Origin of the sequence: Manganibacter manganicus (assembly GCF_002075885.1) — a bacterium.
Taxonomy (GTDB): domain Bacteria; phylum Pseudomonadota; class Alphaproteobacteria; order Rhizobiales; family Rhizobiaceae; genus Mesorhizobium; species Mesorhizobium manganicum.
In genome coordinates, this window is record NZ_MDET01000005.1 from 119,078 (window position 1) to 141,250 (window position 22,173).

The 22,173-nt window shown below is 61.8% G+C and carries 20 protein-coding genes, 2 tRNA genes and 2 pseudogenes; 5 read left to right on the plus strand and 19 right to left on the minus strand.

From position 1 onward, the window contains the following. Window positions 1–329: 329 nt before the first annotated feature. Together BFN67_RS04975 and BFN67_RS04980 are read right to left on the minus strand one after the other, a co-directional pair. Window positions 330–701 (minus strand): hypothetical protein, encoded by a 372-nt coding sequence (locus BFN67_RS04975; RefSeq protein ID WP_080918565.1) that lies wholly within the window; start codon window positions 699–701, stop codon window positions 330–332. Window positions 702–768: 67 nt separating this feature from the next. Beyond that, window positions 769–853, minus strand: a tRNA-Leu gene (locus BFN67_RS04980). Window positions 854–1,171: 318 nt separating this feature from the next. Here BFN67_RS04980 and tig point away from each other — a divergent pair. Continuing rightward, a complete protein-coding gene (gene tig, locus BFN67_RS04985; protein ID WP_080918539.1) occupies window positions 1,172–2,644 on the plus strand; it encodes a trigger factor in 1,473 nt (490 codons plus the stop codon). 78 nt (window positions 2,645–2,722) lie between these two features. Here tig and BFN67_RS04990 read toward each other — a convergent pair. The 3 genes and pseudogenes from BFN67_RS04990 to BFN67_RS24280 form a co-directional block, all read right to left on the minus strand. Continuing rightward, window positions 2,723–2,881 (minus strand): annotated as a pseudogene (locus BFN67_RS04990) (JAB domain-containing protein); the annotation flags it as partial. Between the two features lie 107 nt (window positions 2,882–2,988). After that, window positions 2,989–3,219 carry a helix-turn-helix transcriptional regulator gene (locus BFN67_RS04995; protein WP_080918567.1) on the minus strand — a complete coding sequence of 77 codons (231 nt, stop codon included), beginning with the start codon at window positions 3,217–3,219 and terminating at the stop codon, window positions 2,989–2,991. A gap of 294 nt (window positions 3,220–3,513) precedes the next feature. Then, window positions 3,514–3,651: a hypothetical protein gene (locus BFN67_RS24280; RefSeq protein ID WP_158083473.1), complete on the minus strand. Its 138-nt coding sequence runs from the start codon at window positions 3,649–3,651 to the stop codon at window positions 3,514–3,516. Window positions 3,652–3,809: 158 nt separating this feature from the next. Between BFN67_RS24280 and BFN67_RS05000 the strand changes: the two genes are divergently transcribed. Next, window positions 3,810–3,893, plus strand: a tRNA-Leu gene (locus BFN67_RS05000). Window positions 3,894–3,973: 80 nt separating this feature from the next. Here the strand turns inward: BFN67_RS05000 and kdsA are convergent. From kdsA to BFN67_RS05035, 7 genes are all read right to left on the minus strand, one after another. Beyond that, window positions 3,974–4,831, minus strand: coding sequence for a 3-deoxy-8-phosphooctulonate synthase (kdsA, locus tag BFN67_RS05005; protein WP_111383230.1), 858 nt, complete (start codon window positions 4,829–4,831; stop codon window positions 3,974–3,976). A 64-nt stretch (window positions 4,832–4,895) separates the two neighbouring features. Continuing rightward, complete coding sequence (locus BFN67_RS05010) at window positions 4,896–6,173, minus strand: FAD-dependent oxidoreductase (RefSeq protein WP_342587436.1); 1,278 nt, start codon at window positions 6,171–6,173, stop codon at window positions 4,896–4,898. Between the two features lie 41 nt (window positions 6,174–6,214). Then, window positions 6,215–6,664 carry a MerR family transcriptional regulator gene (locus BFN67_RS05015; RefSeq protein ID WP_080918541.1) on the minus strand — a complete coding sequence of 150 codons (450 nt, stop codon included), beginning with the start codon at window positions 6,662–6,664 and terminating at the stop codon, window positions 6,215–6,217. Between the two features lie 136 nt (window positions 6,665–6,800). Further along, on the minus strand, window positions 6,801–9,971 hold the full coding sequence (locus BFN67_RS05020) for an efflux RND transporter permease subunit (RefSeq protein WP_080918542.1): 3,171 nt from the start codon (window positions 9,969–9,971) through the stop codon (window positions 6,801–6,803). Beyond that, a complete protein-coding gene (locus tag BFN67_RS05025; RefSeq protein ID WP_080918543.1) occupies window positions 9,968–11,227 on the minus strand; it encodes an efflux RND transporter periplasmic adaptor subunit in 1,260 nt (419 codons plus the stop codon). Before BFN67_RS05025 ends, BFN67_RS05020 begins: the two co-directional genes overlap by 4 nt. Before the next feature lie 303 nt (window positions 11,228–11,530). Continuing rightward, window positions 11,531–14,308 carry a heavy metal translocating P-type ATPase gene (locus tag BFN67_RS05030; protein ID WP_080918544.1) on the minus strand — a complete coding sequence of 926 codons (2,778 nt, stop codon included), beginning with the start codon at window positions 14,306–14,308 and terminating at the stop codon, window positions 11,531–11,533. 132 nt (window positions 14,309–14,440) lie between these two features. Beyond that, a complete protein-coding gene (locus BFN67_RS05035) occupies window positions 14,441–14,830 on the minus strand; it encodes an ArsR/SmtB family transcription factor (RefSeq protein ID WP_425349743.1) in 390 nt (129 codons plus the stop codon). A gap of 321 nt (window positions 14,831–15,151) precedes the next feature. On the opposite strand from BFN67_RS05035, the gene BFN67_RS05040 reads away from it, so the two are divergent. Both BFN67_RS05040 and BFN67_RS05045 read left to right on the plus strand, forming a co-directional pair. Then, window positions 15,152–15,418 (plus strand): glutaredoxin family protein, encoded by a 267-nt coding sequence (locus BFN67_RS05040; RefSeq protein ID WP_080918545.1) that lies wholly within the window; start codon window positions 15,152–15,154, stop codon window positions 15,416–15,418. A gap of 10 nt (window positions 15,419–15,428) precedes the next feature. Continuing rightward, window positions 15,429–15,678 (plus strand): annotated as a pseudogene (locus tag BFN67_RS05045) (2Fe-2S iron-sulfur cluster-binding protein); the annotation flags it as partial. 207 nt (window positions 15,679–15,885) lie between these two features. On the opposite strand, the gene BFN67_RS05050 reads toward BFN67_RS05045, so the two are convergent. From BFN67_RS05050 to BFN67_RS05060, 3 genes are all read right to left on the minus strand, one after another. After that, the gene (locus tag BFN67_RS05050; RefSeq protein WP_425349744.1) at window positions 15,886–16,467 is read right to left on the minus strand and encodes a DUF2285 domain-containing protein; all 582 of its coding nucleotides are present in this window, start codon (window positions 16,465–16,467) and stop codon (window positions 15,886–15,888) included. A gap of 7 nt (window positions 16,468–16,474) precedes the next feature. Beyond that, window positions 16,475–16,672, minus strand: a complete 198-nt coding sequence (locus BFN67_RS05055) for a transcriptional regulator domain-containing protein (protein ID WP_080918546.1) — start codon at window positions 16,670–16,672, stop codon at window positions 16,475–16,477. Window positions 16,673–16,795: 123 nt separating this feature from the next. Next, window positions 16,796–18,256, minus strand: a complete 1,461-nt coding sequence (locus BFN67_RS05060) for an MFS transporter (RefSeq protein ID WP_080918547.1) — start codon at window positions 18,254–18,256, stop codon at window positions 16,796–16,798. Between the two features lie 97 nt (window positions 18,257–18,353). Between BFN67_RS05060 and BFN67_RS05065 the strand changes: the two genes are divergently transcribed. Next, a complete protein-coding gene (locus tag BFN67_RS05065; RefSeq protein ID WP_080918548.1) occupies window positions 18,354–19,154 on the plus strand; it encodes a helix-turn-helix transcriptional regulator in 801 nt (266 codons plus the stop codon). Between the two features lie 268 nt (window positions 19,155–19,422). Here BFN67_RS05065 and BFN67_RS05070 read toward each other — a convergent pair whose 3' ends face one another. The 4 genes from BFN67_RS05070 to BFN67_RS05085 form a co-directional block, all read right to left on the minus strand. After that, window positions 19,423–20,874 carry a multicopper oxidase family protein gene (locus BFN67_RS05070; RefSeq protein WP_080918549.1) on the minus strand — a complete coding sequence of 484 codons (1,452 nt, stop codon included), beginning with the start codon at window positions 20,872–20,874 and terminating at the stop codon, window positions 19,423–19,425. 52 nt (window positions 20,875–20,926) lie between these two features. Next, window positions 20,927–21,352, minus strand: coding sequence for a hypothetical protein (locus BFN67_RS05075; protein ID WP_080918550.1), 426 nt, complete (start codon window positions 21,350–21,352; stop codon window positions 20,927–20,929). Between the two features lie 92 nt (window positions 21,353–21,444). After that, window positions 21,445–21,840, minus strand: a complete 396-nt coding sequence (copM, locus tag BFN67_RS05080) for a CopM family metallochaperone (RefSeq protein ID WP_080918551.1) — start codon at window positions 21,838–21,840, stop codon at window positions 21,445–21,447. 14 nt (window positions 21,841–21,854) lie between these two features. Further along, the gene (locus tag BFN67_RS05085) at window positions 21,855–22,049 is read right to left on the minus strand and encodes a heavy-metal-associated domain-containing protein (protein ID WP_080918552.1); all 195 of its coding nucleotides are present in this window, start codon (window positions 22,047–22,049) and stop codon (window positions 21,855–21,857) included. Window positions 22,050–22,173 lie beyond the last annotated feature (124 nt).

Sequence of the window (22,173 nt, forward strand, 5' to 3'; positions counted from 1 at the left end):
TGGTTTTACAGCTCCTATTGGATCGGCTGCGGGTTCGTCGCCGGCGCCGGCGATGCTGGACTTGGGGCGCTGGGTGGCGGAGGTGCTTCGGTCGGGGGCGGGAATTGTGAGTTCTGCGATTGGGTTTGGCTGCATGCTGCCAGGGCACTGGCAGCCAATCCGACAGCGGCGAGAAGGTGGAGCTTTCGGGTCATCAATCGTCCTTCGACTTGGCTCCCCGCAGTGCCGTATCATCAGGGCTGACGCGGCGAGGTCAATATACGGCCGATCAAAGGTTCTTTCCGGAGGAAACGAAAACCTTCCGCCGGAGTCAGGCTCTGCTCACGCTGCTACGGATATTTCGTCGCTTGTGCGCGGGTGGATTGACCTGTGCCTGCCTGAAGTTCATCCGGCAGCGGAAGGCTCGAACACTGCAAATGAACCTCACGGGAGTACCGTTTTCTTTGCTTCTGCTCCTGCTCCTTGATGGTGGTGACGAGCGCCACTCCATACGGACCGAACAATGGAGCAGCGGCCCAATCCAGATTGTCCTTTTCTCCGGCATCATATTCCGCTGCCTGCTGGCGGGCTTGTTCGCATTGCGGGGAACGCCATTTCGGATCCTGGGTCGAAAGTGTGGCTGCGTATTCGGCGGGCGAGATTGCGCAGCCCGTGATCGTTGCAGCCAGCAGGCAAGCGATTCCCGACGCTACCCGTTTCATGCGGAACCCTTTCCAAACCGTTGGAATCATATGCAGGTTGTCATGAAAAGATTGAATGATTTTGAATTGGTGCGGATGAGAGGACTCGAACCTCCACGCCTCTCGGCACTGGAACCTAAATCCAGGGCGTCTACCAGTTCCGCCACATCCGCGATTGCCTGAATTCTCATGCGGTCATCATTCTGTCAATGTCGGACACCAAGAGCAGCCGAAGATGGTTGAAAACCGGGCTCTCCTGTGACAAAAGGCGTGTCGAATGTGACGGAATGCGACGATCCGCTTCTGCGAAATGTGATAAGAATTAGGAAGAACAAAGACTTATTCACATTTTGGAGCGCGTTTTTGGGGCTAGGCCGCATTTGCGGGAAAGTCGCCGGTCCGCACCAAAGCCATCCGCGGCAGATTATACCGGCGGGCTGTAAACGGCAGGAACCGTTGACGGCCGCACAGGTGAAAACAAAGGTTTGATGATGGAAGTCACCGAAACGCTCAATACCGGCCTCAAGCGCGAGATCAAGGTCGTCGTGCCTGCCAGCGACATGGAAGCCAAGCTGATGGCGCGGTTGTCGGATGCGCGCGACAAGGTGCGGATCAACGGTTTCCGGCCGGGCAAGGTGCCGGTTCAGCACCTGCGCAAGGTCTACGGCAAGTCGTTCATGGCCGAAGTGGTCAACGAGATCCTGAATGAATCGCGCACGATCATCACCGGCCGTGGCGAAAAGGCGGCCATGCAGCCCGAAGTCGTGATGACCGAGGACGAGAAAGAGGCCGAGAAGATCCTGGCTGGCGGCACCGATTTCGAGTTCAGCCTCAATTATGAAGTCATCCCGCCGATCGAACTCAAAGAATTCTCCGACATCAAGGTGACGCGCCCAGTCTACGACGTGCCGGACACCGAGATCGAAGAACAGGTCAAGCGCGTTGCCGAATCCACCCGTTCCTACGAGCCGAAGGATGGCAAGGCGGCAGAAGGCGACCGCGCGACCATCGACTATGTCGGCAAGATCGGTGGCGAACCTTTCGATGGCGGTGCTGGCAACGACCAGCCGCTGGTGCTCGGCTCCAAGGAATTCATTCCCGGCTTCGAGGATCAACTCGTCGGCACCAGGGCCGGCGACGAAAAGCAGATCACCGTGACCTTCCCTGAAAATTATCAGGCGGCGCATCTAGCCGGCAAGGAAGCGACCTTCGACGTCACCGTCAAGGAAATCGCCAAGCCGGGCGATCTGGAGATCAATGATGAGACGGCAAAGGCGCTCGGCCTTGAATCGCTCGACAAGTTGCGCGAGATCGTGCGCGGCCAGATCGAAAGCCAGTTCGGTTCGATAACCCGCCAGAAGGTCAAGCGCCAGCTTCTCGACCAGCTCGATGCCGCCTATCAGTTCGAGGCGCCTTCGAAGCTTGTCGATGCCGAGTTCACCAATATCTGGAACCAGGTCAATCGCGATCTTGAGGCGGCGGGCCGTACCTTCGCCGATGAAGACACCACGGAGGAAGAGGCGCGCGAGGAATATCTGCGCCTCGCCCAGCGCCGGGTGCGTCTTGGCCTCGTCCTGGCCGAGATCGGCGAAAAGGCCGGCGTCACGGTTTCCGACGAGGAGCTTCAGCGCGGCCTGTTCGAGCAGGTGCGCCGCTTCCCCGCCGACCAGCAGCAGCAGGTGTTTGAGTTTTATCGATCCAGCCCCGAATCGTTGAATACGCTGCGCGCGCCGATGTTCGAGGAGAAGGTGGTCGACCATCTTCTTGGCCAGATTTCCGTCACCGACAACAAGGTGAGCAAGGAAGAACTGATGGCCGAGGACGACGAGGACGAGACTGCGGCCAAGAAGCCGGCGAAGAAGGCTGCCGCCAAGAAAGCCAAGGCGGATGACAAAGCCGAGACGACGGACGAGCCGAAGAAAAAGGCCGCGCCGAAGAAGAAGGCCGCCAAGGACGCCGAATAAAAAGGTTTCGGTTTATACCGACCGGACCCGAAAGGCCGCCTAGCAAGGGCGGCCTTTTTGCTGGCCGGACGATCCCGTTCAGATCAGCAGCAGCCCCTTCATCGACATATAACCCTTCTTGCCGATGATGAGATGATCATGGACGGCGATACCAAGCCGCTTTCCGGCCTCGACAATCTCCTTGGTCATGTCGATGTCGGCACGCGACGGCGTCGGATCGCCGGAAGGGTGGTTGTGGAACGTCCCACGTAATTTACTAAAGTGTTGAATTTCCGGTCTTTTTTCGATGTGTCTGTTGAGTAGGTGCCGGTAATTGGGGTCTGTTTTTGTGATCGAACGTGACCTCACACCTGATCCCCGTCGCTCCCGGTGAGTCTCCTTGAAGCCCGGCAACGAATCTTATTCGTTTCGTCCCAGGCCTCAAGCTCCACGATGGGATAGAGCACGGCTTTGCCGATCTTCACGAAGGAAGGCCCGATTTTCATCGCACGCCAATTGCGAAGCGTGCCGACAGACACTCCTCCGCGATAGCGTTCCGATACTTCTTCGGCGGTGAGAAATTTTCCGTCAGTCATCCGTCCTCCTTTGATCGGCGTGAGGTCGCCGATCGTTTGCTGATGAGAAAGCGCGAGACGCTTTTCAGTGGAGATACCGATCCCTGTCGGGCCCGCCTGCGAGCATTGGCTCACGCTGCTACACGAACGACCATGTAGTTCGATCCAACGGGCGGAAAGGGTGATTCGGTCGGAGTAGGGCTCCTGGCTATCGGCGGTTAAACATAGGCGGGTCGCGCGGACGCTCGTCCGGCCGGCGACGCCGAATCGGTCTCCAACGTGAACGCCTCGGCGCCCGCGCGCCGGGCACGGCCTTCACTTCAGCAGGCGTTCAAGCACCGCGACGGAATTGCCGATGCCGTGCATGACCATTGACGGATAGAGCGAGCTGGTCTTGTAGCGGACCCGACCGTAGAAGCCGCCTTCCCGAAACAGGATCGCGATGTCGAACAACGCCGTCTCAAAAAGGGGTTTGTCTACCAATCAACAGGAAATCACGATGAAGTGAAAACATCGTATTTTCAACGGGCTGGCGGTGTGGGAGTGGAGTATGAGAATCCTGCCGAAATGGCGCTAGGGGCAGAGACCTAGAGGGCGATCGGCGGCAAAGTGCGGGCGTGGCGGAGTTGGTAGACGCAGCGCATTCAAAATCCGCCGTCCTTACGGATATGTCGGTTCGTGTACGACCGCCCGCACTATCGTCTCATTCACCGCTGAGAAGGGATTGTTTGGGCCGCCCAGGCAAACCCGTAACGCCAAGTGGCGTTGATGTGGCTTATTGGCAGTCGTGGCCAATTCCGGCAAAGGACTTCACCAGATCATCGACGGCCTTCACCTGCGCGAGGAACGCCGGGATTTGGGCGAGAGGCAGGGCGCTTGGACCGTCGCACAAGGCCCTGTCCGGATCGGGGTGAGCCTCCACGAATAGTCCGGCCAGCGACAATGCCATGGCGGATCGAGCGAGTTCGAACGCCTGATCGCGGCGACCGCCGGAGCTGCTTGCTCCGGCCTGGCGCATTTGCAGCGAATGGGTGACGTCAAAAACGATCGGTACGCCAGCCGTCACGGTTTTCATGACACCAAAGCCCAGCATGTCGACAACGAGATTGTCGTAGCCGAAGCTGCTTCCCCGCTCGCATATGACGACCTGATGATTGCCGAAGTCCTCCAGCTTTTCGACGACATGCCCTATCTGGCTTGGGCTCATGAATTGCGGTTTTTTGACATTGACGACCTTGCCCGTTCGTGCGATCGCCTCGATCAGGTCGGTTTGCCTCGCCAGAAACGCGGGCAGTTGCAGCACGTCGCAGACCTCGGCGGCGACCGTAGCCTGTTCGGGAAGATGGATATCCGTGAGGACCGGGACGCCGAAGCTCGTGCGTACCTCCTGAAGGATTTTCAGGCCCTCATCGATCCCCGGCCCGCGATAGGATCGGTTCGATGACCGATTAGCCTTGTCGAAAGAAGCTTTGAAGACATACGGCATGTTCAGGCGCGTCGTCTCCGTCGTCATCACCTCCGCCACCCGCATGGCGAGATCGCGGCTTTCCAGCACGTTCACGCCGCCCATAAACACCATCGGTCGAGTGTTGCAAAACTCTATCGTCCCAAGCCTGACGGTCTTCACATTCACTCCTCGTTCAACTGTCGCTCCGCCTGGGCCGGTGGCACAGGTCGCAGGTTTCGATGTGGTGCGATCAATGGTCTTCCAGCGCGTCATCGTGCGGCTTCTGTCTATGAGGGCCTTTCAGCGAACAGGTCCAATCGACGAGTTGGGTGCGGACATGCTCCGGACGGAAGCCGATCCCAATGAGGCGGCCAGTCAGCCGGGGCAGCAGAGATGACCTGGCTATCAGCCGCATGAAGAGTGGAGGTTTCCGACTTCGCGTATTGCGCGCCTCACCCGCTCGCTTGCGACTGCGCATCATCAATTGCAGCTTCTGGGTCGCTTTGGTTGGAAAGCTGCGTCGGCGCTGTACGGCATCAAGCAAGCATGTTTGCAGCCGGCCCTCGCGCAAGGCTTCCGCCAGCGTGTTGGCCGTGGCTATAGCGTCCTGGATCGCGAGATTTACCCCGACACCGCCGATCGGCGACATGGCGTGGGCTGCATCCCCGATGCACAGCACGCCGGGTTTCCACCACGTCTTCAGCCGGTCGATCCGAACGCTCAGGAGGTGGACGTCATCCCAGGAGCGAATTTCTTCAAAGCGATCGTTCGGCAATGGCGCGACTTCGGCAATCCTCGCGCGAAGCGCGCTAAGCCCCTCCGCTTTCAGGGTATCGACGGTTCCCTTGGCAAGGACATAGCCGCATTGCCAGTAGTCGCCACGATCGATCAAAACCAGCCCCTGCCGCGGGCCGGCATGCCCCATCGCCTGCTGGGGATCGCCGGCCTCTTTCGAGACCTTCATCCAGAGAAGATCGGTGGCAGTACCGAAACTCTGCACGTCAAGTCCTGCCGCCTTGCGGACGATCGAATTGCGTCCATCCGCCCCGATCACGAGATCGGCTTCCAGAACGAGGTCGCGGTCGCCCTGGCGCACGTTCACGCCGACAACGCGTTCGTTGTCCCAACGAAGCGAGGTTACTTCGGTCGACATTTGCAGTCGGAAACGCGGATATTCCCCAGCCTTTTCCGCCAGAAAATTCAGGAAGTCCCATTGCGGCATGAAGGCGATGAACTTGGCGCGCGTCGGTAGCCTGGAGAAATCGGCGATCGTGGCGCTGCGCCCGGCGATCTCGGCGTGGAGCTGGTAGGCTTTCTGGTGGGGAAGAGCGAGAAGCTCGTCGAGGAAGCCAAGCTCGTGGATCGCTTCGAGGGTCGACGGGTGGATGGTGTCTCCGCGAAAGTCCCGCAGGAAGTCCTGATGCTTTTCTATGACCGTGACGTCGACGCCCGACCGGGCCAGTAGGAGACCGAGCATCAGGCCCGCCGGTCCCGCACCGACCACGATACAGCTCTGGCTCCTTTTCACATGGGAATAGTATCTCAACGTCGTGGGTCCTTGGGATGAGGCTAGTGAATCGATACGCGGCCTTTGCTTGAAGCTTTCACCTCAGCATCGCCATCGCGGCTGGTGTCATTCAAGGGCAAAATATCGAGCGGGATCAGATTCCCGTCATTCTCGCTTTCGGCAACGAGCTGAATCACCTTTTCGAGTGTTTCCAGTTGAACGATTTTTTCCTCGACCGCAGCGAGTTGCTCCTTTGCGATGCGGAGCGCTTCGGCCGGACTTGAGAATGAGACGTCGGCAAGTCGAAACAGATCCTTGATCGCCTCGATGCTGAAGCCGAGATCGCGGGCGCGGCGAATGAAAAGAAGGCGATGAACCGCGCCGTGGTCGTAGCGTCTCTGGTTTCCCTTGCTCCGCGAGCGCTCGCGCAGCAGCCCGATCTGCTCATAGTAGCGGATCGTAGGAATTTTGACGCCGGTGAGCTGAGAGAGTTCGCCGATGCCGATATCCATGTTTGAAGTCCCTTCCGGATAGCCGCGTGTTGATGTTTTGCTGTGTGTTCGATCGCTGAGGTCCTCGTGGCCCGACCACGCCGAGGTGCGGCGACGGCCACGGGCAGCCCCGGCGCGGAATCGTGTGCCGACCTCCTTAGGCGTGGGCTTCAGTCGCCTGCTGGGGCGACGCGCTCCGCCTGATCGCGAGCCGGCGCACGACCACATAGAAGATCGGCGTCAGGAGCAGGCCGAACAGCGTCACGCCGAGCATGCCGGCGAAGACGGCGATGCCCATGGCGTGCCGCATTTCGGCGCCCGCCCCGGTGGCGATGACGAGCGGAATCACGCCGGCGATGAAAGCGAGCGATGTCATCAGGATCGGTCGCAGGCGCAGGCGAGCCGCTTCGAGGACGGCGGTCAAGGGATCGACGCCTTCACCTTCCTTCGCTCGGGCGAACTCGACGATCAGGATTGCGTTCTTCGCGGCAAGACCGACCAGAACAACAAAGCCGATTTGCGTGAAGATGTTGTTGTCGCCGCCGGTGAACCACACCCCGGCGATTGCCGAGAGCAATGCCATTGGCGCGATCAGCAGGACCGCGAAGGGAAGGGACCAACTGTTGTACTGCGCCGCGAGGATCAGGAACGCGAGCAGGACGGACAGCGGGAAGACATACATGGCGGTGTTGCCGGCCTGCTTCTCCTGATAGGCGAGATCGGTCCATTCGAAGGCCATTCCCACGGGCAAGGTTTCCGATGCGATGCGCTCCATGGCGGCGGTGGCCTGCCCGAACGAGTATCCGTGCGCGGGACTGCCGCTGATGTCCGCAGACGGGAAGCCGTTGTAGTGCATGACACGATCGGGGCCTGAGCTGTGCTTGATGGTCAGCAGAGCCGAAAGCGGAATCATGTTGCCAGCTGCGTTGCGGACCTTCAGGCGGCCGATGTCCTCGGGCTGCATGCGGAACGGCGCGTCCGCTTGCACCATCACGCGGTAGGTGCGGCCAAAGCGATTGAAGTCGTTCGCGTAGAGCGATCCCAAGTTGACCTGCAACGTCTCGAAGATGGTGTTGAGCGGCACGCCTTGCGACTTCGCTTTCACCCTGTCGATATCGACCTGCACCTGCGGCGCGTTCACCTGGAAGCTCGCCAGCATTCCGGCCAGCTCGGGCATCTGCATCGCTCTGCCCATGATCGCGCCCTGCGCCTGAGCGAGCGCTTCGAAGCCGAGACCCGCTCGATCTTCGATCTGGATCTTGAAGCCGCCGGTCGAACCGAGCCCCGGAACGGGCGGCGGCGGGAACATGCCGGCAAAGCCATCGGGGATCTGGCTGAACTTGCCCATGAGCTTGCCGGCGATGGCGAAGGCCGAAAGCGACGGGTCCTTTCGTTCGTCGAACGGCTTGAGCATCGTAAACATGACAGCCGCGTTGGGGATGTTGACCATGCCGTTGACCGAGAGCCCCGGAAACGCGACGACACTCTCCACGCCCGGCTCGGCAAGCGCGATCTCCGACATTTTCTTAACCACAGCCTCGGTCCGGTCGAGCGAAGCGCCGGTCGGGAGCTGGGCGATGCCGACGAGGTAGTATTTGTCCTGGGCTGGCACGAAGCCGCCCGGCACCGTCTGGAAGCCGACCCACGTCATGCCGAGCAGGCCGGCATAGACGAGCAGGACGAGGCCACTGAGCCTCGCGGCACGGCGCACCGACCAGGCATAGGCGTTCGAGGCGCCGTCGAAAAAGCGATTGAACAGCCGGAAGAACCAGCCGAACAGGAAGTCGATCACGCGGGTCAGGAGATCGCGCTTCACGTCGCCGTGGTGGGGCTTCAGGAGCACGCCAGCAAGCGCCGGAGAGAGCGTGAGTGAGTTGATCGCCGACAGGATAGTCGAGATCGCAATCGTCAGCGCGAATTGGCGGTAGAATTCGCCCTGCAAGCCCGAGAGGAACGCCGATGGAATGAACACGGCCGACAGGACGGAGGTGATGGCAACGATCGGCCCCGTCACCTCGTCCATGGCCTTGCGCGCCGCCTCTTTCGGCGTTTCCCCAAGCGCGATGTGGCGCTCGACGTTCTCGACCACGACGATCGCGTCGTCGACCACGATGCCGATCGAGAGAACGAGGCCGAAGAGGGACAACGTGTTCAGCGAGAAACCGAACATATACATCAGCGCAAATGTGCCGACCAGGGAGACGGGAACGGCGACAAGGGGAATAATCGACGCCCGCCACGTCTGGAGGAACAGAACCACGACGATAACGACCAGCACGACGGCTTCGAGCAGCGTCATGACCACAGCTTCGAGAGACGCCTTGACGAACACCGTGGGATCGTAGGCGATCCGATATTCGATGCCTTCCGGAAAGCCCTTCTGAAGTTCGGCCATGGTGGTGCGGACGGCGCTCGATACGTCGAGCGCATTCGCGCCGGGGCTTTGGATGATCTGCATCGCGAGCGCCGGCTTGCCGTTGAGGAGGCTACGAAGGGCATAGGAGTCTGCGCCAAGCTCGATGCGGGCAACGTCGCGCAAGCGGGTGACCTGACCGTCGGTGCCTGTCTTTACGACGATCTCGCCGAACTGCTGCTCGCTGGACAGCCTTCCGAGCGTGTTGACCGTCACCTGAAACGCCGCCGAGGCTTCGGGCTGCTGGCCGACCGAGCCGGCGGCCACCTGAACGTTCTGTTCCTGAATCGCCCCAACGACGTCGCTGGCGGTCAGCCCCCTCGCGGCCACCTTGGCCGGATCGAGCCACACGCGCATCGAATATTCGCCGGCTCCGCCGAGGATGACGTCACCCACGCCCGGTAACCGGGCCAACTGGTCGCGAACCTGAAGGATCGCGAAGTTCGACAGGTAGAGGGGATCGTAGCGATTGTCGGGCGAGACGAGATGGACGACCATCAGGATGTCCGGGGACGTCTTCTGCGTCACGACCCCGATGCGCTGCACTTCCTGCGGAAGCCTGGGCAAGGCGCGCGAAACGCGATTCTGCACCTGAATCTGCGCCATGTCGGGGTCGGTGCCCTGCTTGAACGCAATGGTCAGGGTCATGCGTCCGTCGGTCGCCGCCTGCGAACTCATGTAGAGCATGTTTTCGACGCCGTTGATAGCCTGCTCCAGAGGGGCGGCGACGGTTTCGGCGATCACTTCGGGATTCGCACCGGGATAGCTTGCGGTAACCTGCACTGTGGGTGGCGTCACTTGCGGATACTCGCTGAGGGGGAGCTTCAGAAGCGTCAGACCACCGGCGATCAGCATCAGGACGGATAGAACGACCGCGAAGATGGGGCGGTCGACGAAAAAGCGCGGAATATTCATTGACGCGCCTCCTGCGATCCCGCGGCAGCTTGGTCACCGTTCTCAGCATCCCCCGGCAGCATGGAGATCATCTGCGGCACCACCTGCATGCCTGGGCGGACGAGTCCTTTCACAATGATCTTGTCGGCTGGCTTGAGACCCGCCGCGACGACGCGCAGGCCATCGATCATGGGTCCGATTTCGACCGGGCGGTATTCCGCCTTGTTGTCGGCCCCGAGAGCGAGAACGTAGCGCCGCCCCTGGTCGATACCGATCGCCTGATCGTCGATGAGCACGGTCTGGGCTGGTTCGGCCGTGACGAGCTTGACCCGCGCGAACAGGCCGGGCGTCAGCCTGCCGTCCGGGTTCTTGACGATGGCTCTTGCGCGGATCGTCCCGGTGCTCCGGTCCACGCGGTTGCCGAGGAAGTCGAGTTCGCCGGTATGCGGGAAGCCCGTATCGGTCATCAAGCCCAGATGCACCGGGAGCTTGCCGGCAACCGTTCCCGTCTCGGGTGCGCGGGCATTGGCTACAAAGCCGAGATAGGTGGCTTCGTCGATGTCGAAATAGACGTAGAGCGGGTCGGTCGCGACAATCGTGGTGAGGAGCGTCGCAGCGCCTGCATTGCCGCCGGTGACGAGATTGCCTTCTGTGATGAGAACCCGGTCGACGCGCCCTGCAATCGGTGCGGTGACGCGGGTGAAGGAGAGATCGAGTTCGGCGGCCGAGACGGCAACCTTGGCGATGTCGACTTGCGCCTGGCGTTGACGCCGCATGGCCTGCGCGTCATCGAAAGCCTTGCGTGGCGCGTTGCCTTTCGAAGTCAGCGCTTCGGTGCGCCCGAAGTCGATCTCGGCCTGATCGTGCAGAACGTTTGCCTGCTGCAACTGTGCCTTGGCCGCGTTCAGGGCCACTTCGAACGGTCGCGGATCGATCTGGAAGAGAAGCTCGCCGGGCCGCACGAGACCGCCTTCGGGAACGCTGACGGTGACGATCGCGCCGCCGACGCGCGGACGCAGCTCGATAGCTTTGGCCGCTTCCAGATGACCGGTAAACTCAACGGACGGCGCGACCTTGCGCGTGATGACCTCGGCAACCGGCACCTGCGGAACAGGCATCTGTGCCGGCTGCGCGACAGCCTCCGAGGCAGCGGTCGAGGAAGCAAGCGCCAGAACGCTTTTGGCGTAGGGTCCGATCTCGTCGCGATAGACGGTGGCAAGCGTGCCACCGGCGATGACGGCGCCGGCCAGGAATAGGGTGGCGGCTTTATTACTCATTCTCGTTCACCTTCAAAAGACGCGCGCTCCCGGCCAGCCGGATGCGGCGACGTTCATTTTTTTTGCGAAGGTGCGGTTTCCAACGATGGAAAGGTCAAGGGCCTTGGAAAAGTTTTTCCGAACGGACCCTTGACGCTGCCGCCTAGCCATGCAGCGGCCAACCGCATGCCTTGCTTCGCCGACGTCTTGGAGGAAGTGGAGTCCGTCCCCGAATGAGCGCGATGGATCAGCGTTACCGCGACGGGCTCCAGTCATGGGAAGCCGCCAGTCCTAACCGGCTGACGGCTCCTTGAGTGCGTGGGACTAGCGGCTTTCGGCCGGGACGAGGGGGCGAGAACGCATACCTTCATCGCGACCGTCATCGGCAGACTTCGCCCCCTTGAAACGCAAGAGCCGCAACGCATTCAGCGTAACGATCGCAGTTGCGCCCGTATCGGCAAGGACCGCGATCCAGAGGCCGGTGATGCCGAGGACGCTGGTGACAAGGAACAACGCCTTCAGCGCCAGAGCGAAGACCACATTCTGGTGAATGTTCGCCATGGTCGCGCGAGACAGCGCGACCAGATGGGCGACATCCGTGACGCGGCTTTTCATGAGGGCCGCATCAGCAGTCTCGATGGCGACATCAGTTCCGCCGCCCATAGCGATACCAACATCAGCAGAGGCCAGAGCCGGAGCATCGTTGATACCGTCGCCGACCATGGCAACCTTCGACTGGCGCTTCATCTCATTCACGAGATTGAGCTTGTCCTGCGGCAGCAGCTCGGCGCTCCACTCGATACCGAGACCCTTGGCAATGGCCTGGGCGGTGCGCCGGTTGTCGCCGGTCAGCATGACGGAGCGGACCCCCATCGCTTTGAGCTGGGCGACACCCTCGCGCGCGTCACGGCGCGGTTCGTCGCGCAGGGCGATGAGGCCGAGGACTTCCTTCGCCTGCTCGTCGAAAAGGACGGCAACGGTATTGCCGCGATCTTCGAGCTTCTCGATGGCGCTGCGCTCCAGCCCCCCGAGCGTCGTCACCTGGGCGGCATGTGTCGGGGAGCTGACGGCGAGGCGACGGCCGGCAACAGTCGCATGCACGGCCTTACCCGCCGTCGCCGATGCGTCCTGTGCGAGGGGAACGGCGACGCCATCGGTTTCGGCGCGGCCGATGATCGCCTTTGCAAGCGGATGGCTCGAACCCTTTTCGACTGCCGCCGCCAACGCGATAACATCGCTCTCCTCATTCTTGCCAAAGGCGAAGACTTCGGTGACGCGCGGCTTGCCCTCAGTGAGCGTACCCGTCTTGTCGAAGGCGATGGCGCTCACCTTGCCGATGGTTTCGAGCGCATTACCGCCCTTGATCAGGAGGCCGCGGCGCGTGCCGACGGCGAGGCCCGAGGCAATCGCCGCAGGCGTCGAGAGGACAAGCGCGCAGGGGCATGCGATCAGCAGCAGCGCGAGGCCGCGGTAGATCCATGTGTCCCAATCACCGCCCATCGCGAGCGGCGGGACGACGACGATCAGCGCGGCGATCAGCATCACCGCCGGGGTATAGTAGCGGCTGAAATTCTCGATGAAGCGCGCGGTCGGGGCCTTGGCGGACTGCGCCTGCTCGACGAGCTGGATGATGCGCGAGATCGTGTTGTCGGAAGCCGTCTTTTCAACGCGGACCTGAAGAACGCCATCGACATTGATGGAGCCGGCGAAAATGCTGTCTCCCTTGGCCTTCGAGCGTGGCACGGATTCGCCGGTGATAGGCGACTCGTCGAGGCTGGAAGCGCCCTGGATGATTTGCCCGTCGGCCGGCACGCGGTCGCCCGGCCGCACCAGAACCAGATCGCTGACACGCAAGGACGTGGCCGGGACGCTGCGCTGCCCGCCATTCGGATCGAGCAGGACGGCCGTTTTCGGCACGAGCGATGCAAGGGCCTTTATACCGGCGCGCGCCCTCCCGGCCGCAACGCTTTCGAGCAATTCCCCGACCGCGAACAGGAACACGACCGCAGCCGCTTCTTCAGCCTCGCCGATCACGAGGGCGCCGATCGAGGCGACAACCATCAACGTCTCGATAGAGAACGGAGATCCAGAGGTCGCGAGCGCGAATGCCTTGCGAGCGAAGGGAATGACGCCCGCGACGACGGCGGCGGCAAAGATCCATTCCGCATAAAGGGGGAAGAATTGGGCAATGGCGTAGGCCGAGCCCATCAGCAGACCGAGCCCAATGACATGCTTGCCCTTGCGGGTCTGCCACCAGCGCTGATTGCGCATCGCTGGCGCGACGTCGATGGCCGCATCGGACGAAGCCGAAAGCCCGCCTGTGTTGGACACCCCGAAGCCGAGGCTCTTGATCGTCTTTTCGATGTCGGCGACCTTGGTGATCGCGCCGGCAGCAAGCGTCAGTTCGAGCGTTTCGGTCGTGAAGTTCACGCGCACGTCGGAGACGTCTGGCATCCGCGCCAAGGCGACCTCGATCTTGCCGACGCAGCTTGCGCAATCCATCCCCTCGACACGCATCGAGACATTGGGTGGAGAGGCCGGTGCGGCGCGGGGAGTTGGCGCGCGGCCCGCGTGATCATGTCCAGAGCAGCCACCGTGGCCGTGATCATGATCGTGATGAGCGTGCTCGTGCTCGTGGTCGTGGTGAGCGTGGTCTTGATCGCCACCGCAAGCACCGTGATGGCCGTGCGCGGCGTGATCGTGACCGTCATGACCATGGTCGTGCTTGTGATCGTGGCCGCCGCAGCCGTTGTGATCGTCGTGGCTTGCGTGATCGTGATCGCCGGCGCAGCCTTTGTGATCATGACCAGCATGGGCGTCGGAGCGCTGCACAGGCGCGGCGGGAATCGCAGAAGGCGGCAGCTCGGACACGTCGAACCCGAGCGAGCGAATCTTCTTGGCGATATCCTTCGACGTCGTTTTGCTTGTGGCATCGCGCGAGAGCAACAATGTCTCAGTCGCGAAGTTGACGGCAACGTCGGAGATACCCCCCAGACGGCCCAAGGCCGTCTCAATCTTGCCGACGCAGCTTGCGCAATCCATGCCGTCGACACGAAAACCGAGCCGTTCATTAGCGCCCGGCGTTGAAAGTCCAGTTGTCATTCCGATCTCCTTTCCGGCCGCCGCAGCGGGCGCGCGTCCTCACACGCCCTGCGCGGCTTCGGAAGGAGTCAATAACACAATTGAACAGTTATTCAAGTGTTTTCAGGAAAATTATGCTCTTTTCCAGGCAGATCAGTCGTCCGCATGGTCCTCCGAAATATGCGTCGCCATATCCTGAAGAACATGGCTGACGTGGTGGTCGGCGATCTCGTAGAAGATTTGCTTGCCCTGGCGATCGCCCTTGACGAGACGCGCGCCACGCAGCAGGCGCAGATGGTGGCTGACGAGGGTCACGGACAGGTCGAGCCGCTCGGCGATGTCGCCCACCGAAATGGGCGCCGGTACGCAGCTCAGCAGGATCTTCAACCGTGAGGGATCGCCGAGCAGGCGAAACGTTTCCGCGAGGATCGTGACCTCGTTCTGCGAGAGCGACGGGAGCAGGAGGTGAGCTTCAACCTCCATATGCGTGGGGGCCGCACGATCGTCCGGCTTCTTGGCGTTCGTCTTCTTGATAGCAGTCATCTGCAAGCTTTACCTGAGTTCGGGACGGAACCTGCCGGCATTTGATCGCCAAGAGCTGTCCGTGTTGATTGGTCTCACCCAGTTTACCGGATGGGCGCGCAATCACAATGCGAAACACGGTCGCTGTCGATCGGCGGGACAGTTGGCGCAGTCCTTCTCTGCCCCTGCGTCACATCTCGAATTTTCCTTTTCCGCGCAAGAACAGTCTTGACCTTACAATCGCTGGAAGCCGCACGCTGCGGACAACCTTGCCAAATCCGCCTACCGTTGTGCGGCCTGGCGGCGGGGCAACCGAGTCGAATTCAGAGAAGGGCAAGACCGATGACAGAGAGCAGCAAACCCCAGATTCTCATCTACACCACACCGACCTGTCCGGACTGCCACGCGCTCAAACGCTGGCTCGACCAACAGGGCCTCGCCTACGAGGAACGCGACCTCACCGACCCGAAGATCGCCGAGGAGGCAAAGGCCCGGACCGGCGTCCGCGTCGCTCCGATCACCATCATAGGATCGGACGTCTTCTACGGGACTTTCCTGAGCCAGAAGCCGGGCCTCGTCAAGGCGCTCGGTCTCGCCGGGGGCCTGTGAGGAGACGCAGATGACGATCAAGTTCGTTGATATCCGGCAGGCGCGGACCAGCCTTGAGGTCCAAAAGGACCAAACCATCCTCGACGCCGCGCTCGCCGCCGGCATTCCCTATCCTCACGGTTGCCGCTCCGGCCGCTGCGGCTCCTGCAAGTCCCGCCTGATCGAGGGCGAGGTGGAATTGCTCCAGCACTCACGCTTCGCGCTCACCGAGGAAGAGAAAGCCGATGGCCTGATCCTTTCATGTCGCGCTCTGCCGCACACGGATGCGGCCGTAGCCTGGTTGGGCAGCGATGACGACGATGCCGTGGAGACGCCGCGACGCCTGGACGCGACTGTCACCGGCCTCGACGACCTCACGCACGATATCAAGCTGGTGCCAGATCGCACTTCCAGCATAAATCCATCACAATCCCGGTTTGAGCACAGGCAGGAAAAAGGCGCTGCATATGGCTTCGCAGGTTGCCCGTTCAGCGCTGCCCATCTGCCTTGATGGGATAGTGCAGCAGCAACCGATAGCCACCGCGCATCATCTTGATGCCGTGTGCAACGAGGCGGCGAGCCTTGTTCTTGCTCGGGGCGATTTCCCAGTCCTCCTTGTTGCCCCTGAATCCAAGTAGTGCTTCGGCGATGGTGCGATAGCTCGCGCCGTGCAGCCGTGCGTCCAAGGCGCGTAGCGACAGGATGTGCCATTGGCGAAGTTGGGCGAGCATGGCCCGAAAGTCCGGCCCCGGCGGGCGGCCTTCGACGGAGCGCCAGAATCGCCGGGCCGCATGAGATCGCAGTTCGTAAAAGGCATCCGAAGGTAAGAACGTGCCGTAGAAGGTTGCAGCGTCGGGAGCAGCGCGAGGCAGCCATAATTGATGCGCGATGCCATCGACACGCCAGATGCCGTGCCAGCCATCGGCCGCGCGGCGCAGGTCGATTCCGTCGAGATGGGCAAGCTTGATGGTCGGCCCGTTCGCGTCGATTACATGCGCGACGGGCAACAGCATGAAGGCGTTCGCATACACGCGCGGCGACCAGAGCAGAGCTTGCAGATCAGCCGCCAAGTCAGGGTCACTCGGGAAACAGCAAGCCCCAGCGCTGCGCAAACGATTCCAGTTGGTGCGCGCTTTGTCTGCTGGCCAGCGCCAACGTCTGGCAGTCTTGGCGATATTCGTCGTCGCGGCGCAGATGCTCCCAAGCGAAATCGGCGGCAGAAAGCTGTGACATGTACCCGTAGGCCGGATGGTGCCACCACTCGATATGCAGCATAGCATCCTCCCTCCATGCCGCGCCTTGATTGGATGGCCGACACAAGAGGGGCGAGACTCTTAACTGAAGGTCGCTCATTGGTGGTGAACGCCGCCGGCCGCCGCATCGATTAGGTCAGCACATTTAGTTCGTCCGGCGTCCATAGACTGCCAGTCTTGCCAGCAGGATCGCGGCGATGACGGCGGCAGCGACGTTATAACTCATGCCGGAGACGAAGGCGGAGGCGTAGCGCGCGGCCTGTCCGTCCAATCCCGTCCCGAGAGCCGCACCGAACAGGATTCCCACCGCTGCCACACCAAGAGCTGCACCAACCTGCTGGAGTGTCGAGATGACGCCAGAGGCCATGCCCGCCTGCCGCTCCTCCACGAAGCCGAGCACGAGGTTGAGCAGCGGCGTCATGATCATCGCCTGCGCCCCTCCGATCACGATCAGCGCCGGGATGAGATGGGTGACCACCAGATCGGGTCCGGCGATCCACACCTGTCCGATAAGCACGCCGAACGAGACAGCATAGACGAGCGCCCCCATGGCAATGGCCGGCGTGCCGAAGCGTGCGACGAGGCGCGGCGCGCTCAAGGACAGGATGACGAAGGCGATCGAGCACGGCACGAAGACGCTGCCGGCCGCGAACGGGCTGAGGCCGAACCCCGTCTGCACCAAAAGCGCGAAGCAAAGGAAGAAGGATGAGGCCGTCGAATAGATCAGCAGCACCAGCAGTCCGCCTTGCGCGAAGCGGGGTTGGCGCATAAGCACCATGTCCACCAAGGGCTGATGGCCGGCTTTCCGGCGGCACTCCTGATGGCGGTAGAAGGTGGCGAGCAGGATTGCGGCCCCGGCGAGCGACAGGAAGCTCCAGAGCTGCCAGCCATGGGTCGGGGATTCCACCAGCGGCACGAGCAACAGGGTAAGGCCGAGGCTGACCAGCGCCACGCCTGGCCAGTCGAGCGTCGGGCGCTCGGGCGAGCGCGTCTCCGGGATGAAGCGCGCCATCAGAATTGCGAAGACCCCGACAGGCACATTGACGAGGAAGATCGTGCGCCATCCAAGATCGAAGATGTTGGCCTCGACCAGAAAGCCGCCGACGATTTGTCCTGCGATAGCGGCAAGCCCCAGCGTCATGCCGAGGAAACCGAAGGCGCGGCGGCTGTCGTCGCCGGAGAAGTTCACCCGGATCGAGGCATAGACCTGCGGGAAGAGCAACGCCGCCGCCAGCCCCTGCAATACGCGCGCGCCCATCAGGATTTCCACGGTGGGGGCAATACCGCAAAGAAACGATGCGAGGGTGAACCCCGCCATGCCGAGAATGAACAGCCTCCGCCGCCCATAGAGATCGCCGAGCCGTCCGCCCGTAACCAGCAGCACACCGAAGGCGAGTTCGTAACCCGCCACGATGAACCCGATCTGCGACAGGCTCGCCCCGAGTTCGGCCTGCATGGAAGGGATTGCGACATTGACCACGAAAAGATCGAAGATCGTCACGAACCCCGCGAGTAGCAGGATGGACAGACCGAGCCAGGGCGGGCGGCGGATGGCTTCGGGCGATATGGTGGAAGGCGGTTCGGCGGTGCAGGCTTCGGAACTCATCTGGCGTCCTCTTGTGTTGACGCGCCAGCGATTCCACGCCCATTATCCTTTTACAATTTAACTTCTTATACTGTTGCTTTTTGTAATGGGCTAACCGATGCGCACCCTTGAGCGAACCCGATCCGAACTTGCCGATTTCCTGCGCACGCGCCGAGAGCGGCTGTTGCCGGAAGATGTCGGCCTCCCGGCTGCCAAGCGTCGTCGCACGCCGGGGCTGCGGCGAGAGGAAGTCGCCGCCCTCGCAGGCGTGGGACTGACTTGGTATACATGGCTTGAGCAAGGCCGCGAGATCGGGGTCTCCGCCGATTTCCTCGACAATCTCGCCCGCGTGCTCAAGCTCGATGCCGCCGAAAGACGGCATCTGTTCCTGCTCGCCCACGAGCGTCCGCCGGCAGAACCCGGCAAGACGTTCTGCATCGTGCCTTCGCTCGCCGCGCGGTTGGTGGAAGACCTCGCGCCCCACGCCGCCTACATCATCAACCTGCGCTGGGACGTGCTGGCCTTCAACGGTCCCGCCGATTCGCTGTTCGGGTTCAACCGCCACGATTCCGGCCGGCAAAACCTGCTGCGGCTGCTCTTTACCGATCCCGCGCTGCGCGACGCCATCGTCCATTGGGAAGAACAGGCCCCGGCGATGCTCGCCAGCTTCCGCCGTGACTTTGCTGTTGCACGGGAAGACGCCGATGCCAAAGGGCTGGTCGCGGAACTGGAAGCAGTTTCGCCCGAGTTCAAAGACTGGTGGCGCAGTCAGGAAGTTCATGCACCTTGCACCGGCACGCGCATGATCCGTGTCGGCGGGCAGCCCGTAGAGTTCGAGCACACCTCGCTCACCGTCGATGGCGGGCAGCATCTGCGACTCGTCGTCTATGCGCAGAAATCGAACCCTGCGGAAACCTGACGAACAGTAGGGTTGAGCGTCCAGATGTCTTCGCGCGGCGAGCCGCGCGATGGCGGGCGTCGCTGCGATATGTTGGGTCTCCGCGCCGCTCGCCATCGGTCACGCCCGATCCTGCTGCGGTTGAGTTCTGTCATGGGCGTCTGGCCGCAACACCCGACAGGTGCAGGAATTGCACGAAGCCCGTGCCGAGTTTGATGAACTCCGGTCTCACGGCTCGCGCGATGCCGAGGCGGTTTACAAGAAGATCCCTCGCGGCGCAGGCGCCCTATTACGCTGATACACTGAACTCGGTCATCATGCCGGTTTGAAGGTGCGGCATGTGGTGGCAATGCAGCATCCAGCGCGCCGCCTCACCAGCATCGAGCGCCACCGTCACCATGCCCATCGGAGGAACATAGACGGTGTCACGCCGCGCGCCTTCGAACCGCTTGCCGTTGATCTCCACGACCTGAAAAACGTGGCCGTGCAGGTGCATCGGATGGCCCATCATCGACATATTGTGGAACATGATCTCGACGCGCTCGCCAGTCGTTGCGACAATCGGCTTGTGCTCTCCCCAGACCTTGCCGTCGATGGTCCAGAGGTAGGGCTGCATCGAGCCGCCTAGCATGACCATCTGGGTGCGTTGCGCGGCACGCGGTGGCAGATTGTCCGACGCCCGCAGCGTCTGCTCTTGCGAAAGCTCGATGTCGAACGCAGGCGCATCCGCGTCGCCGAGTGCGGGAATCTTCTGAATAGTCGCGCCCGACGTTGCGAGGATCAGCCCGGTGCGCTGCTTTGCGCCCTCGCGCAACGCCAGCACAGGCCAGGCTCCGTCTCCGGCAAGCTCCAGCTCAAGATCGAGACGCTGGCCCATGGCGACGCCGAACCGTTTGCCTTCAAGCGGTTGCACGGCATGGCCGTCGACAGCTACGAGCCGCGCCGAAAGCTCGCCGGTATCAATCCAGAAGACGGTGGCCGAAGCGCCGTTGATCACCCGAAGCTTTACCCGTCCGCCCTTTTCGACCCTGACGATCTGCGGATCGGACAAGGTGCGGTCGTTGGTGAGGTAGGCGTCCCAATCGTAGTCGTTCAGGTCCATGGCCATGCCCTGCATCGAGGGCATATCCATTTTCATGCCGGAATGGTCCATCGACGCGCCGGGATCGGATTGGCCTCCCATCGCGCTCATATCATGGCCGCCGCCATGTACGCCGGTGATCTCCTGCATGACCTCTTCGGGCGTCTTGAACGAGAAATCATGAAGGAACATCACGACCTCCTGGCGGTCGGCCTTCACGTCTTCGGCACTGCGCACGATCAGCGGCGCAGCGAGCAGATTCATTTCTTGAAGCGGGATATGCGCGTGCATCCAGTAGGTGCCGGGAAGCGGCTCATAGTCATAGGAGCGCGTTTCACCGGGTTGCAGCATCGGGCGCGGCACGTTCGGAACGCCGTCCTGCTCGTTGGGCGGGATCTGGCCGTGCCAATGGATCAGGGTCGGCACATCGAGACGATTGGCCAGGTCGACGCGAAAGCGTTGTCCGGGGTCGAGAACCAATCCTTGCCCGCTCGCCCCTTCAAGGCCGAAGACTGTGGCGGCGCGCCCGTCGACGTCCAGCACGCGCGTTGCGGCGCTGAGGGCCATCGCGCTTTGGGCGTTGGCGAAGCGCGGTAGAGCTGCTGCGGATAGCGTGGCAGCGCTTGCGGCGAGAAAGCCGCGGCGTGAGATAAGCTTCATTTTCGGTCTCCTGGGAGGACTATGCTCCCTCTGAATTCAGATCGGCGTGCGACTAGGCAGGCCACTTGCGTTCAGCAAGACCGTCTTTGGGAGGGCGATCGTTGCGTGCGGGGCCGATGCCGGCGAAGTCCGGCATCTCGGTAAAGCTCCAGATCGCTGCGGTAGGAGCGGGGGCATTTGTCGGCGACTTAGGCGCAAGCCAGTGCGTCATGCCTGAGCATAGGGCGTAACAGAAGGCATCGTTTCCGCTGCAGATTCGATGCTCCTGACACGGATCGGCAGCGGTATCTGCGGCCGGACGCTGCGATCCGTGTTCCGAAATCATTACGTGGGAGTTACTGGCCAAGCGAGCACCGAGCGCCGGAACGGTCAACGCCACGCTGGCGAAGGAAAGGAGCATGAGCAGAGCGATGAACAGCCGTTGCATCGCCGTCAAAACGCCGTGCAAGACAACATCATCCGCACCCTCGGCTTGCATTCATCCAGGTTGGTCCGCTCCCACGCGCTCGCCGCGTCCGCCGCCGAGCGTCTTTTTTGATGACACACGATGGCGGTTCCAGGCGACACTGGTTACTTGCCTCGGTCGGCGAGCCACTTCTTCATCATGGCGATCTCGCCCTCCTGGGCCTTGACCACCTCTTCGGCGAGTTTGCGGACCTCGGGATCCTTGCCGTACTGGAGCACGACCTTCGCCATGTCGATCGCGCCCTGATGGTGCGGGATCATGCCGCGCATGAAGTCGACGTCGGCGTCGCCGGTATAGGGCACCGTCATGTCCTTCATCATGGCAGCCATGGCGGTCTCGTATGCCTTCGTCGACGGCGAGTCCGATCCTGGCGTCTGCATGCCTGACATGTCGTGACCTTGCATCGTGTTGTTGTCCGTTTTCATCTGGGTCTGAGCGAATGCCAGGCCACCCGCGATAGCGATGGCCCCTGCGATGAAGATCGGAGTGAGCTTGTTCATGGTCTCGCTCCGGTTCAGTTTGCGGTCGCCGGATAGCCGGCTTCTTCAAGAACCTGCAAGATCGCGGACGGCGTGGCGGTCGTCTCGACCTTGACGGCGCGCGCGGCGGGGTTCGTCTCGATCTTGGCTGCGGAGTCCACCGACTGAATCGCCTTGGTGACGGACTTGGCGCAACCGCCGCAGGTCATGTTTTCAATTTTGAGGTCCATGAGATTTCTCCTTGGTTTTGATCTCATGTCGCCCAAGGTGGTGCTTCCAACCGTGGGAAGGTCAAGGGCTAAAAAAAAGAAAATGCGCTATTGACCTTCCCATGGTTGGAAGCCCCATTTTCCG

Coding starts and splice junctions, on each gene's coding strand:
- BFN67_RS04975 (WP_080918565.1), bottom strand. CDS start 701: ATGAAACGGGTAGCGTCGGGAATCGCTTGCCTGCTGGCTGCAACGATC.
- tig (WP_080918539.1), top strand. CDS start 1,172: ATGGAAGTCACCGAAACGCTCAATACCGGCCTCAAGCGCGAGATCAAG.
- BFN67_RS04995 (WP_080918567.1), bottom strand. CDS start 3,219: ATGACTGACGGAAAATTTCTCACCGCCGAAGAAGTATCGGAACGCTAT.
- BFN67_RS05015 (WP_080918541.1), bottom strand. CDS start 6,664: ATGGATATCGGCATCGGCGAACTCTCTCAGCTCACCGGCGTCAAAATT.
- BFN67_RS05020 (WP_080918542.1), bottom strand. CDS start 9,971: ATGAATATTCCGCGCTTTTTCGTCGACCGCCCCATCTTCGCGGTCGTT.
- BFN67_RS05025 (WP_080918543.1), bottom strand. CDS start 11,227: ATGAGTAATAAAGCCGCCACCCTATTCCTGGCCGGCGCCGTCATCGCC.
- BFN67_RS05030 (WP_080918544.1), bottom strand. CDS start 14,308: ATGACAACTGGACTTTCAACGCCGGGCGCTAATGAACGGCTCGGTTTT.
- BFN67_RS05035 (WP_425349743.1), bottom strand. CDS start 14,830: ATGACTGCTATCAAGAAGACGAACGCCAAGAAGCCGGACGATCGTGCG.
- BFN67_RS05040 (WP_080918545.1), top strand. CDS start 15,152: ATGACAGAGAGCAGCAAACCCCAGATTCTCATCTACACCACACCGACC.
- BFN67_RS05055 (WP_080918546.1), bottom strand. CDS start 16,672: ATGCTGCATATCGAGTGGTGGCACCATCCGGCCTACGGGTACATGTCA.
- BFN67_RS05060 (WP_080918547.1), bottom strand. CDS start 18,256: ATGAGTTCCGAAGCCTGCACCGCCGAACCGCCTTCCACCATATCGCCC.
- BFN67_RS05065 (WP_080918548.1), top strand. CDS start 18,354: ATGCGCACCCTTGAGCGAACCCGATCCGAACTTGCCGATTTCCTGCGC.
- BFN67_RS05070 (WP_080918549.1), bottom strand. CDS start 20,874: ATGAAGCTTATCTCACGCCGCGGCTTTCTCGCCGCAAGCGCTGCCACG.
- BFN67_RS05075 (WP_080918550.1), bottom strand. CDS start 21,352: ATGCAAGCCGAGGGTGCGGATGATGTTGTCTTGCACGGCGTTTTGACG.
- copM (WP_080918551.1), bottom strand. CDS start 21,840: ATGAACAAGCTCACTCCGATCTTCATCGCAGGGGCCATCGCTATCGCG.
- BFN67_RS05085 (WP_080918552.1), bottom strand. CDS start 22,049: ATGGACCTCAAAATTGAAAACATGACCTGCGGCGGTTGCGCCAAGTCC.